Source organism: Pseudoalteromonas sp. DSM 26666 (assembly GCF_900116475.1).
Taxonomy (GTDB): Bacteria; Pseudomonadota; Gammaproteobacteria; order Enterobacterales; family Alteromonadaceae; genus Pseudoalteromonas; species Pseudoalteromonas tetraodonis.
In genome coordinates this window covers 1-13,087 of record NZ_FPAR01000004.1, presented here as the reverse complement: position 1 = coordinate 13,087, position 13,087 = coordinate 1, and the positions used below count along the sequence as shown (strand labels likewise).

The 13,087-nt window shown below is 39.9% G+C and carries 9 protein-coding genes and 5 tRNA genes; 11 read left to right on the top strand and 3 right to left on the bottom strand.

Annotation, left to right across the window (positions count from 1 at the left end; all coding sequences use genetic code 11):
* The first annotated feature begins 58 nt into the window (after positions 1-58).
* Together BM380_RS08315 and BM380_RS08310 are read left to right on the top strand one after the other, a co-directional pair.
* Positions 59-847 (top strand): putative porin, encoded by a 789-nt coding sequence (locus BM380_RS08315; protein ID WP_013464588.1) that lies wholly within the window; start codon positions 59-61, stop codon positions 845-847.
* Positions 848-1,060: 213 nt separating this feature from the next.
* Positions 1,061-3,337, top strand: coding sequence for an acyl-CoA dehydrogenase (locus BM380_RS08310; RefSeq protein WP_064664059.1), 2,277 nt, complete (start codon positions 1,061-1,063; stop codon positions 3,335-3,337).
* A 127-nt stretch (positions 3,338-3,464) separates the two neighbouring features.
* Here the strand turns inward: BM380_RS08310 and BM380_RS08305 are convergent, their stop codons facing one another.
* Together BM380_RS08305 and cysK are read right to left on the bottom strand one after the other, a co-directional pair.
* A complete protein-coding gene (locus BM380_RS08305) occupies positions 3,465-3,914 on the bottom strand; it encodes a hypothetical protein (RefSeq protein WP_013464590.1) in 450 nt (149 codons plus the stop codon).
* Positions 3,915-4,048: 134 nt separating this feature from the next.
* Positions 4,049-5,017 (bottom strand): cysteine synthase A, encoded by a 969-nt coding sequence (cysK, locus tag BM380_RS08300; RefSeq protein WP_028835324.1) that lies wholly within the window; start codon positions 5,015-5,017, stop codon positions 4,049-4,051.
* 377 nt (positions 5,018-5,394) lie between these two features.
* Between cysK and BM380_RS08295 the strand changes: the two genes are divergently transcribed.
* The 9 genes from BM380_RS08295 (at position 5,395) to BM380_RS08255 (ending at position 10,493) form a co-directional block, all read left to right on the top strand.
* Positions 5,395-6,546 (top strand): dicarboxylate/amino acid:cation symporter, encoded by a 1,152-nt coding sequence (locus tag BM380_RS08295; protein WP_016899481.1) that lies wholly within the window; start codon positions 5,395-5,397, stop codon positions 6,544-6,546.
* A gap of 167 nt (positions 6,547-6,713) precedes the next feature.
* Positions 6,714-7,364, top strand: coding sequence for a UvrY/SirA/GacA family response regulator transcription factor (gene uvrY / locus BM380_RS08290; protein WP_016899482.1), 651 nt, complete (start codon positions 6,714-6,716; stop codon positions 7,362-7,364).
* A gap of 9 nt (positions 7,365-7,373) precedes the next feature.
* Positions 7,374-9,197 carry an excinuclease ABC subunit UvrC gene (gene uvrC, locus BM380_RS08285; RefSeq protein ID WP_013464593.1) on the top strand — a complete coding sequence of 608 codons (1,824 nt, stop codon included), beginning with the start codon at positions 7,374-7,376 and terminating at the stop codon, positions 9,195-9,197.
* A 42-nt stretch (positions 9,198-9,239) separates the two neighbouring features.
* Entirely contained in the window at positions 9,240-9,785 is a 546-nt protein-coding gene (pgsA, locus tag BM380_RS08280; protein ID WP_013464594.1) for a CDP-diacylglycerol--glycerol-3-phosphate 3-phosphatidyltransferase, read from the top strand.
* A gap of 139 nt (positions 9,786-9,924) precedes the next feature.
* Positions 9,925-10,000 (top strand) — tRNA-Gly (locus BM380_RS08275).
* A gap of 28 nt (positions 10,001-10,028) precedes the next feature.
* Positions 10,029-10,102 (top strand) — tRNA-Cys (locus BM380_RS08270).
* A gap of 36 nt (positions 10,103-10,138) precedes the next feature.
* Positions 10,139-10,225 (top strand) — tRNA-Leu (locus BM380_RS08265).
* Between the two features lie 66 nt (positions 10,226-10,291).
* Positions 10,292-10,367, top strand: a tRNA-Gly gene (locus BM380_RS08260).
* Positions 10,368-10,406: 39 nt separating this feature from the next.
* A tRNA-Leu gene (locus BM380_RS08255) sits at positions 10,407-10,493 on the top strand.
* Positions 10,494-11,180: 687 nt separating this feature from the next.
* On the opposite strand, the gene BM380_RS08250 is transcribed toward BM380_RS08255, so the two are convergent.
* On the bottom strand, positions 11,181-12,599 hold the full coding sequence (locus BM380_RS08250; RefSeq protein ID WP_090493939.1) for an alanine/glycine:cation symporter family protein: 1,419 nt from the start codon (positions 12,597-12,599) through the stop codon (positions 11,181-11,183).
* Positions 12,600-13,087: the final 488 nt, after the last annotated feature.

The following is a 13,087-nucleotide window of genomic DNA, read 5'->3' as shown; positions in this document are numbered from 1 at the left end:
CCCCCACTTTAGCAATGTAGTTAAAGTACAAAAACAATGTACATAGGGATGTTTCATTATGAAAAAGTTAGCAATTATTATTTCAGGTCTTTTATTATCAAGTGCTGCACACGCTGCAGATAGCTATCAATCAATCAGTAACTTAGGCTACACAGATACTGATAACAACGATACTATCAGCGTGGACTCTACTTACTACTTCTCTCCAAAGAGCACACTAGGTCCATACGACCAATTCGAATACATTAACAAGCAAAGCAACGTATTTGGTGGCTACGCTGATGACGATTTTGGCGATGTGACTGCTATTGGTGGTGAATACTTCGTTGAAGATTTTGTTGTTGGTGCGTCTTACCAAAATGCTGATTACAACTCTAACAACGAGTCATACACACTTTCTGCTGGTTACTTCTTCAACCCTGACTTACTTGCAAAAGTAAGATTTGTTGATCAAAAAGATGGTGATAACGTTACATTCTTTTCTTTAGCATACAACCACATGCTAAACGATACAGATTACGTAGGTATCACTGTAGAATCAGATGATGATTTTGATTCTCGTTCAGTAGCTGCTAAATACTTTGTTGATTTACAACAAGGTAACTACTTAACAGTAGAAGGTACATTTGTAAGCCTTGACGAAGCAGATGATCAATGGAACGTAGAAACAAACTACTACTTCTCTAAAGCGACTTCTGTATTTGCAGCTTACGATAAAGAAGACAACTACAGCTTTGGTGCTCAACACTTCATCAATAAAAACATTGGTTTAAAAGTGGGTTACGGCAACAACGCAGATGACTCAGATAACGATGCTTACTTTGCTAACATGCGTTTTCAGTTTTAATTAAATAATTAAAACCAGTTAAGTAGTAAAAAGCCCACATTTTGTGGGCTTTTTGCTGTGTGTAATAAATTAGTGACTTTACTCATCGTTATATTTTAATCGCAATAGAATAACTTCATCATTTAGTGGCACTCGTCTGACAGCCCATTGTATTTAAATTAAGATCGGTCATAATTAAATCAATGTTTTTATAACTGTAAAAGGAATGTGCTCATGTCAGTATTTATTATATTACTGGTTGTGGTGGTCGTGGTGTTTGCGATTAAAGATATCCGCCTTAATTTAATTACTCGACCTACTTTTAAGATGTTTAAAAAGGTGTTGCCGCCATTATCGCAAACAGAGCGAGAAGCCATGGAAGCAGGCGATGTTTGGTGGGATGGCGAGTTATTTAGTGGTGAGCCTGACTGGCAAAAATTACATAATTATCCGCGCCCTAAGTTAAGTGAAAAAGAAACTGCATTTATAGATAATCAAGTTGAAACTTTATTAGCCATGCTTGATGACTATAAAATTGTACAAAAAGACAAAGATTTACCTAAAGAGGTTTGGGACTTTTTAAAAACCGAAGGTTTTTTTGCAATGATCATCCCAGAAAAATTTGGGGGTCTTGAATTCTCTGCTATTGCTAATTCCACCATAGTGTCAAAAATTGCGACTAAAAGCTTAACGGCCGCCGTAACGGTCATGGTGCCAAATAGCTTAGGTCCTGGTGAGTTATTACTGCATTACGGAACAACTGAGCAACAAAATCGTTGGTTACCTAGCCTTGCAAAAGGTGACGATGTACCTTGTTTTGCATTAACGGGCCCAGAGGCTGGCTCTGATGCTGGCAGTATCCCAGATTCAGGCGTGGTGTGCAAAGGCGAGCATGATGGTAAGGAAGTGTTGGGACTGCGTTTAAATTGGTCAAAACGTTACATTACCCTTGCGCCTGTGGCGACTGTGTTAGGTCTTGCATTTAAAATGTACGATCCAGATGGATTGTTAGGCGATGAAAAAGAGCTCGGAATAACGTGTGCACTTATTCCAACTGATCACCCAGGTGTTAAAACAGGCGAGCGTCATTACCCACTTAACATGGCGTTTATGAATGGCACAACGTACGGTAAGGATGTATTTATTCCGCTTGATTGGATTATAGGTGGCCAGCAAGGGGCAGGGCGCGGTTGGCGCATGCTAGTAGAGTGTTTAAGCGCAGGGCGTGGTATTTCATTACCGGCATTAAGCACTGCAACAGGGCACTTGGCAGCTAAGATGACTTCGGCTTATACGGTTGTACGCCAACAGTTTGGCGTGTCAATTGGGCAATTTGAAGGCGTACAAGAAGGGTTGGCACGTATTGGCGGGTTAACTTATGCATTGGAATCATGCCGATTAATGACCGCAGGTGCAATTGATTTAAAACTTAGCCCGTCAGTAGTGACTGCTATTGCAAAGTACCACATGACCGAAATGGGTCGAACGGTAATGAATGATGCAATGGACATTCATGCAGGTAAAGGGATTCAGGTTGGGCCTAATAACTATTTAGCACACGGTTATATGGGTATTCCTGTCTCTATTACCGTAGAGGGCGCCAATATTCTTACCCGTAACCTTATGATATTTGGCCAAGGTGCAACCCGTTGTCATCCTTTTGTGTTAAAAGAAATGGAAGTTGCAGCAATGGATGACGATGATGCTGCACTTGAGCAATTTGATGGCTTGTTAATGAAGCACATTGTATTTGCACTGAGTAATGCAAGTATGGCCTTGGTGCATGGTTTGACTCGCAGCTACTTTGCCAAAGCGCCTGTGTGTGGAGAGACGGCCGTCTATTATAAACAATTAGGTAGAATGAGCCGAGGATTGGCGTTTACAACGGATGTTGCAATGTTGATGTTAGGTGGTGAACTTAAACGTAAAGAAATGATATCGGCACGTTTAGGCGATGTGTTAAGTCATTTATATATTGCATCAACGGTATTAAAGCGTTTTGAAGATGAAGGGCGTCAACAAGCTGATTTGCCTTTTGTAAAATATGCTATAGAGACATCGTTATATGCAATAGGCCAAGCATTTGATGGCTTCTTTAAAAACTTTTCTAATCCAGTGATTAACTTTGCACTTAAGCGTATTGTTTTTCCATTAGGTAACCATTATCACAAACCAAGTGATGCTATTGCCCAGCGTATTTGCGAGCACATGACTCAACCAGGGGTATTTAGAAATAGACTTACCCATTTGTGTTATGTGGATGAAAATGCCGGAACGGGTGTTATGGAAAATGCTTTCTTAGCAATGCACGATATGCACAATCAATTTAAGCAGTTGAAACAGTGGCAACGAAAAGGCAAGGTGCCTGCCACCTATGATATTGAACAAGCGATTGATTACGCACTTGAACACGAGCTCGTAACGAAGGTTGATGGTGAGGCAATGCATCATGCTAATAAGCTAAGAATGCAGGCTATTGCGGTTGATAACTTTAATCCAGAAGACATCTAACGCTGAGTTATAATAATAAAGAAGATAATAAAAAAAGCCTTAAATTTATGATTTAAGGCTTTTTTTATGTTGTGTATTTTTTAAGCTCGAATATACGGTTATCTTTACTAAGGCTCTGAATGACTGATCAGCGCCCGTAAGGATCGGCGATGATTTTATCTACGTACCACTTACCTTTTATTTTAAGCATTTCAATGCTGCGGAAATCATCGATTTTTTTACCATTAAAATAACCGGTAAACACGATGTTTATTTTAGCTTGATTGCCATACTGTTCTCGCAGGCTTGAATTTGACATATCAATTTCAATCACAACTTCATCGTACTGTAAATTAATAAGACTACGCGCAAACTGTTTGGCCGTCCCATACGATTTCATTATGCGGGCTAATTTAGGCGTTGCGAAATCGCTGGCTTTTTGCAAGTTATGCTGGTTATAAAGCGCATCAAAATACACAGTAGCAGTGTCGCCTGGACGATCATTGTCAATGTACTGCTCTTTAGGTTTAGTATTTTCATTACAGCCAACGATCAAAATACTAAAAATGAGCACAAAAATGGTTAAAATTGTTTTCATATTTGGTCAGGTTGATTACTTATACATAAAGTGTGTGATGGAATGGAGAAGATGTAAAGAGGAGTGAACTAAATAGATAGTAACTTATTAAAAAAGGATGTTAAAAAACATCCTTGTTTAATCAGAACGCTTGATTATTGCACAAGCTCTTGTTCGCTAAACTCTTCGTCAAACATCGGGCTTGATAAGTAACGCTCTGTTGCACTTGGCAAAATAACCACAATATTTTTATCTGCATTTTCAGGACGTTCAGCAATACGTTTCGCTGCAACCACAGCTGCACCTGATGAAATACCAACTAAAATCCCTTCTTTTTTCATTAGCTCGTGACACATTGCTATACATTCTTCATTAGAGACTTGCTCTACACCATCAATTATTGATAGGTCTAAATTCCCAGGAATAAAGCCTGCACCAATACCTTGAATCTTATGTGGCCCAGGTTTTACTTCTTCACCAGCAAGTGTTTGGCTAATTACCGGAGAGTGGCTTGGCTCTACAGCGATTGATTTTACATTTAAGCCTTTTTCTTTTTTAAGATAACGGCTTACACCTGTGATAGTTCCACCAGTACCAACGCCTGCAACAAAGAAATCGATTTTGCCATCAAGTGCATCAAAGATTTCTGGGCCAGTTGTTTCAAAGTGAATTTTAGGGTTTGCAGGGTTTTCAAATTGTTGTAATAAAATAAACTTTTCAGGGGCTGATGCTTGAATTTCTTTGGCCTTAGCAATAGCACCGTTCATACCTTTAGCACCGTCTGTTAGTACAAGATTAGCACCGAGTGCTTTTAATAGCTTACGACGTTCTAAGCTCATGGTGTTTGGCATTGTAAGCGTTAATTTGTAGCCGCGTGAGGCTGCTACGAATGCCAGTGCAATGCCCGTGTTACCTGATGTTGGCTCTATAAGCTCTTTATCTTTGGTAAGTTGACCTGATTTTTCAGCTTCCCAAATCATCGATGCACCAATGCGGCATTTAATACTAAAGCTTGGGTTACGCGACTCAACTTTAGCGTATACATTCCCACCTGTAACACGGTTAAGTTTTACCAACGGTGTGTTACCGATGCTTAGTGAGTTATCTTCAAAAATAGTAGACATAATGTTCCTTTAGGTACAATCTGATCAACACATTAACAGTTAGTCTGTTAACTTTATAAGCCTACTTTACTGTGAGATAAAAAAAGTTAAAGTAAGCTTTGGCTATAACATATATTAATTCCGCTTATAACGGATTGAACTAAAAACTTAACCTGTTATTTTTTTAGTTATTAAAAAGGTGAACTTGAAGCCATTTGTTCGTTTTTAACTTTGTACTGTATTTTTTGTTTATGAAGTCGTTATTTAAACAAATCAACACTACATACTTATATTTTGTTGGTTAATTGTGCAAATGAACTGCGGTTGAACAGTTTATTGACACAAACTATTCAAAACATGATAAAAACACATTATCTAAATTCAATAAAGTAATCACCATGAAGTTAATCTTAAAATTAATTGCCGGTATTGTGGCCGGTATTTTAGTCGGACTCTATATTCCCTTAACTGGCGTTGAGCTTTTATACACAGTAAAAGAGCTTATTGGCCAGCTTATTAGTTTTACAATTCCACTGATTATTTTGTTTTTTATTGCCTCTGGGATTGCCGGGCTTCCTAAAGGGTCAGGGCATTTACTGGGAAAAACGGTTGGTTTTGCTTACGGCTCAACAATTATTGCCGGTACCTTAGCGTTTTTATTAGTCACAGCGATTATTCCGTTCTTAAGCGGTGGAATTTCATTTGAAGCTGAAGCCGTCACCGAGGTAGGTAGCTTTATTGACTTAGAAATTCCACCATTAATGGGTGTAATGACTGCTTTAGTCACAGCATTTGTATTTGGTATTGGTATGAGCCAGCTAGGTTTAGACACATTAAAAACGGTGTCTGATCAAGGGCGCGATATTATAGATGGTTTACTTGCTAAAGTAATTATCCCAGCATTACCTTTTTACATTGCGGGTGTGTTTGCTGAAATGACCGTGGCAGGTACCGTTGTTGATACATTACAGGCCTTTGGTGTAGTACTCATTGCCGCATTAGTGATGCATTGGTTATGGTTGAGTGTGCTTTATATTGTATCGGGCCTATTACTTAAGCGTAATCCTATTGAGCTAATTAAAAACATGCTACCTGCGTACTTTACTGCATTAGGAACCATGTCGAGCGCGGCAACCATTCCAGTCTCTTTGCAATCAAGTAAAGCAAATAACGTTAAAGAAGATGTAGCTAACTTTACAGTCCCATTATGTGCCACTATTCATCTATCAGGTTCAACAATTACAATAGTTACCTGTGCTATGGCTGTGATGTTTTTATCGCCTAGCATGGAAGTACCTTCACTAATGGCTATGCTGCCATTCATTATGATGCTAGGTGTGGTTATGATTGCTGCACCAGGTGCCCCAGGTGGCGCGGTAATGTCGGCGTTAGGTTTACTAACTAGTATGCTTGGTTTCAACGAAGGTGCAGTGGCACTAATGATTGCGCTGTACCTTGCACAAGATAGCTTCGGCACTGCGTGTAATGTAACTGGCGACGGTATCATTGCTTTGTGGGTAGACCGTTTTAGTGAAAAAGCCTCAGCTTAAATCACTATGGTGTATTTACCTACGATAGGTAAATACGCTTTGACAATACTGGGTCATAGCGACCGACGGCGAAAGCATAATATTAGTTATGGTTTCGTCGTATCTATGCTAATGTTGAAAATTAATTTTGTTAACTTGCATCTTATTAGGCTAGTGAGGGTGTTCCATTGATTAACGTACTTTTAGTTGATGACCATGAACTTGTGCGCACAGGGATCAGACGTATTCTTGATGACATACGTGGTTTTAAAGTAATAGGTGAAGCTAAAACAGGCGAAGAGGCTGTGCAGTTTTGTCGTCAACATGCGCCAAATATAGTATTAATGGATATGAACATGCCTGGTATGGGCGGGCTTGAGGCAACTAAAAAGATTTGCCGTTATTGTCCCGATGTAAAAATTATTGTGCTTACAGTTAATTGTGAAGACCCATTTCCGAGCAAGGTTATGCAAATTGGTGCTCATGGTTTTTTAACCAAGGGGGCAGGATCTGATGAAATGGTGCGTGCTATACGTTGCGTGCATGCAGGGCAACGTTATATTGCGCCAGAAATAGCACAGCAAATTGCGCTTGCGCAGGTTACTGGGCGAACTGATGAAAACCCATTTCAAAGTTTGTCTGAGCGTGAACTGCAAATTATGCTGATGATCACCAAAGGTGAAAAAGCACAGGATATTGCTGAGCGCTTAAATTTAAGCTCTAAAACAGTAAACAGTTATCGCTATCGTATGTTTGAAAAGCTTAACGTAGGGGGCGATGTCGAGCTTACTCATTTAGCCATACGTTACAAAATGATTGATATAGATATCTCTTACTAGTCGATATATATGTCTGAATTTGATCATGCCCAGTTTTTAAAAACATTATCGAGTGAGCCTGGCGTTTATCGCATGCTCGATAATGACAACCAAGTTATTTATGTCGGTAAAGCTAAAAGTTTAAAAAAGCGGGTGAGCAGTTACTTTCGCAGCAACATTACCGACAGCAAAACCCGTGTTTTAGTGAGTAATATTTGTAATATTGAAGTCACACTTACTAATACAGAAACAGAAGCGCTTCTGCTTGAAAATAACCTCATTAAGAAATATCAGCCACGTTATAATATTCTGTTACGTGATGATAAATCGTACCCGTACATATTACTCACGAATCATAAGCACCCTCGCTTAGCCTTTCATCGTGGTAGCAGAAAAGTAAAAGGCGAATATTTTGGCCCGTTTCCAAGCGCTGGAGCCGTATCAGAAAGTTTGCGCTTAATGCAAAAAATATTTCCGGTACGTCAATGTGAAGACGCCTACTACCGTGCGCGTAGTCGGCCATGCTTGCAATACCAATTAAAACGTTGCTCTGCGCCGTGTGTTAATAAAGTCTCTGAAGATGAATACGCGCAGCAAGTGGATTATGTCCGTAAATTTTTAACCGGTAAATCCCATGAAGTAATAGCCGATCTTATCGCTAAAATGGAAAAAGCCAGTGAGCAGCTTAATTTTGAACTCGCAGCTAAAGTTCGCGACCAAATTATGCTATTGCGTAAAATGCAGGAACAGCAGTCTATCTCAGGTAATTTTGCTGAAATGGATGTTGTAGGTTTTGCCCATTTAAATGGCTTAAATGGGATTCATCTATTAATGATCCGCGATCATAAAGTGCTGGGTAGTAAAACTTATTTTCCAAAGGTGCCTAAAGACTCACAGGAGCAGGAAATCTTAACCTCTTTCTTAGGCCAATATTACTTAGCGCCGGGAGCAACAGGGCGCATTGCCAAAGAAATCATCTTACCATTTGAAATAGAAGAAAGTGATGCGCTCAGCGAAGCACTAACTCAAATTAGTGAACGTAAAGTATCGCTTAAAGTGGTTACTCGTGGTGAGCGAGCACAGTACTTACAGTTAGCGAATAAAAACGCATTAAATAGTATTACGGTTAAGCAAAGCACTCAAGACTCTATAAACAAGCGTTATGCTCAATTAAAGGCTACCTTGCGTCTTGACGACATTAATCGCATGGAATGTTTTGATATCAGCCACACCATGGGCGAAAACACCGTGGCCAGTTGTGTTGTCTTTGATTCTCAAGGGCCTAACAATAAAGAATATCGTCGTTACAACGTCACGGGCATAACCGGTGGCGATGATTACGCCGCTATGGAATTTGCACTAAACAAACGTTATAACAAGTTAGTGGATGAAGATAAAATTCCTGATGTTATTTTTATCGATGGTGGTAAAGGCCAATTAGGTAGGGCAGAACAATACTTTGAAAACTGGCCGCATGCAAAAATGCCACTATTAGTTGGGGTTGCAAAAGGCACTAGCCGTAAACCAGGCCTTGAAACTTTACTTATTGACGGTGGGCGTAAAACTATTCCTATGGATTCTGATGCACCCGCACTGCATTTAATTCAGCATATTCGCGATGAGTCGCATCGCTTTGCTATTGCAGGACATCGAAATAAGCGTCAAAAACAGCGAACTCAGTCGCTATTAGAAGAAATAGATGGCGTTGGCTCAAAGCGTCGACAAACATTATTAAAATATTTAGGGGGCATGCAAGGCGTAAAAGCTGCTAATATAGAACAGCTAAAGAAAGTTCCTGGGATCAGTCCTGACATGGCTGAGAAGATATTTAACCATTTGCATGACAAGGGCTAGCCCTATGTGCGAATATAGAAAAAAAGACATATCCAAGTAGTTATGTGGAATATTCCAAACACACTCACAACGTTTAGACTCTTTCTTATCCCCATTTTTTTGGTGATATTTTATATGCCTTATTCATGGGCATTCTTTGTTGCTGCCTTTATTTTTTGGCTTGCTTCAATCACAGACATACTCGATGGCTATTTAGCGCGTAAGCTTGAACAATCAACGCCTTTTGGTGCGTTTTTAGACCCTGTTGCTGATAAAGTAATGGTGTGCGCTGCCTTGGTTGCTTTATCAGAGCATTATCAATCTTTGTATATGACTATTCCTGCACTTATTATTATAAGCCGTGAAATTGTTATATCGGCGCTACGAGAATGGATGGCTGAGCAAGGCAAACGCGGCAATGTAGCTGTATCCGATATGGGTAAGTTAAAAACCGCAGCGCAAATGTTAGCCATTATTGGCCTAATTTGGCAGTACGATACCTGGATGATGTATTTAAGCTATGGCTTACTTTATATAGCGACGTTTTTAACGCTCAGTTCTATGGTGCAATATTTAGTTGCAGCATGGGCAGAATTGACCAAAAATTGATTGTAAACGTCTAATAACGCACCATTTTAGATAAAAAATAATCAAACAGTTCAAAAGTAGCATTTTTTGTGTTGACGCGTTTAATAATCTCTGTAGAATGCGTCCGTGTTGAGAGGGCATAGCCCCCTAGATAAACAAAGCGGCACTAGCTCAGTTGGTAGAGCGCGACCTTGCCAAGGTCGAGGTCACGAGTTCGAGCCTCGTGTGCCGCTCCAGTTTATCTTAAAGCTAACCTAGTATTGAGGCGGAATGGCAGAGTGGCCATGCACCGGATTGCAAATCCGTTTACCCCGGTTCGACTCCGGGTTCCGCCTCCAATCAACACTCCACACGCTTTAATTAGCAAACTCGATGCCCGAGTGGTGGAATTGGTAGACACAAGGGATTTAAAATCCCTCGACTAACAAGTCGTGCCGGTTCAAGTCCGGCCTCGGGCACCACGTTGTGGTTTGGTTACATACACCAATATGTAACTTATAAAAAATCTTATTTAGAATTAATATGATGCGGCACTAGCTCAGTTGGTAGAGCGCGACCTTGCCAAGGTCGAGGTCACGAGTTCGAGCCTCGTGTGCCGCTCCATATTAGTTTTATCCACTTGCTTTAAATAGCAAACTCGATGCCCGAGTGGTGGAATTGGTAGACACAAGGGATTTAAAATCCCTCGACTAACAAGTCGTGCCGGTTCAAGTCCGGCCTCGGGCACCACTTTATATTCTTTCCGTAAAATCTAATTAAATAATCATATCTTTATTACTAAGTCCCTTGAAGCACACTAATTTACTACCCCCTGTTGTTAGCAATAATGGTTTGTTGCAAGGTCTGATACATACTCTTGGCTCACCAATAGACTGTCATTGAACACTTCAGACTTTTATACAAGTTAATCAAGGTGTAGTGTAGGTCGTTAGCTAAATCATAAACTAGACTCTTTAATACCAATTCGCTTAATTAAGCGGTCTATTTTGAGGCAGGAAAAACGGGTTGATAGCTAGGCAAAAAAATCGCTATTTAGTTGTTCTAAATGAGAATTTTTCAACACAGATAGCGACACGTTTAGCCCCGCAAAATGATTGAGTATTATTGCGGATTGGTATAATAAGCGCAGTGTTAGTTATTATGGTTATGCAGTAATGTATATAAACCTAAGCGGGGATGTCGTTATAAGCATTGAGACCTACTACATAGGTTATTAAATTTACTTGTAGGATGCTTATAATGTTTGGATAAGGTGAGCTTATAGGTAGGTTGGGCGGCTTTAATAACGTCTATCTTCACACTAGTAATTTATAAGTGACTACTGTTATCAGTAACTTTTAGATTAAAGTTAAATCAATAAAAAACCCGAAATGACAATGGCCGTTTCGGGTTTTTAACTTGAAGTATAAAAACTAATTATTTATGCCAAATACCTTTTGGAATAGTTTTATTGAGTTTGTCGTTCTTACTTGGATCAAACGTCGGTAACTTTCCGGCGCGTCGCTGAGCGTTATAATCTTTAGCAAGCCACACCACAACACCTGAGAGCATAAATAATGCGATTACGTTCACTATTGCCATTAAGCCCATAGATACATCAGCTAATGTCCACACTAGTGGTAATTCGCCCAATGCACCAAACATTACCATACCTAACACTAATAACCTGAAGATCAACATGCCAGATGCGTGGTTATGCTCTAAGAATAATAAGTTCGTTTCAGCATACGAGTAGTTAGCCACAATAGATGTAAATGCAAAAAACAAAATAGCGACTGCTACAAATATGGCACCCCAGCTGCCTACATGTTCTTCAAGGGCTGCTTGTGTAAGCGCTATACCCGTTACATCTGAGCCTGGCACTAATTGCTCTGATAATAAAATAAGAGCAGCAGTTGCAGTACAAATAATAATAGTATCTACAAATACACCCAGCATTTGTACATACCCCTGTGAAGCAGGGTGAGGTGGGTTTGGTGTTGCAGTTGCTGCAGCATTCGCAGCACTACCCATACCGGCTTCGTTTGAGAACAAGCCGCGCTTGATCCCTTGGATCATCGCTTGCATTACACCATAACCAATTGCCCCCGCACCCGCTTGCTCAATACCAAAAGCACTTCTGATCACATGCATAAATACATTAGGTAACTCAGTGTAATTTACAGCACATATATAAAGTGCAACCACAAGGTAAGCAGCAGCCATAAATGGAACGGCTAATTCAGCAAATCGAGAAATGGTTTTTAGACCGCCAAATATAATAATACCTGACCCAATAACAAGAGCGATACCTACTATATAGTTAGGGATACCAAAGGCGACTTCAAAAGCCGCAGCAATAGAATTTGACTGTACTGCGTTAAAAACTAAACCAAAGGCTAAAATTAAGCATAATGAAAAGACAACACCCATCCAACGCTTACCAAGTCCGTACTCCATATAATAGGCCGGACCACCACGGAAGTTACCTTCTTCATCTCGTGTTTTATAAGCTTGTGCCAATGTACTTTCAGCAAAGCTAGTAGCCATACCAATTAAAGCAATTAACCACATCCAAAAAATAGCACCTGCGCCACCTAAATAAAGTGCAACGGCAACACCTGCCATATTACCAGTACCAACACGGGCTGCTAAAGATGTACAAAATGCTTGGAAAGAAGAAATGCCGCCGTCAGAGCCTTGACGACTTTGAAACATGACTTTAATCATATGTGGAAACTGTACAAATTGGATAAAACCAAGACGTATTGTAAAAAATAGCCCTGCTGCTATTAATAAGTACACTAAAATATGACCCCATAAGAGACCACTTATACTATTTATTATATCTGTCATGTGCGTTACCTAGTGAACGAGTTGTAAATATCGGGCGCAACTTACCACAAGCACAGTAAATAGTTTAGTAAACAGCGTAAAAAAATGAGTTATCCACAGGGTTTTGTGGGTAACGTGTGTGTCTAGGTGGGGTATCTTTGGGGTAAAAATTAAATGCAAAAAAGCCTTTAAAAACGCTTGCGTTAAAATCGATTCGCCCTATAATGCGACCCCACTGAGACGGGGGACGGCAACGCTTAGCGAGGCACGAGTTACTTAGTTAGTCGAGTAAAACTTAGTTTCGAAAACTTTTAAGTTTAACAAAATTAAGTGTTGACAAAAAAATAGGAAAGCGTAGTATGTGCAGCCCTAGCGAGATAAAGTTAAACGCTTTAATCGCAACGTTCTTTAACAATATAAAGCAATCATCTGTGTGGGCACTCGTACAGATTGAGTTCTAACAGCCAAGCTACTTAGGTAGTGAGGCAAACAAATTTAGAGTCTCAATT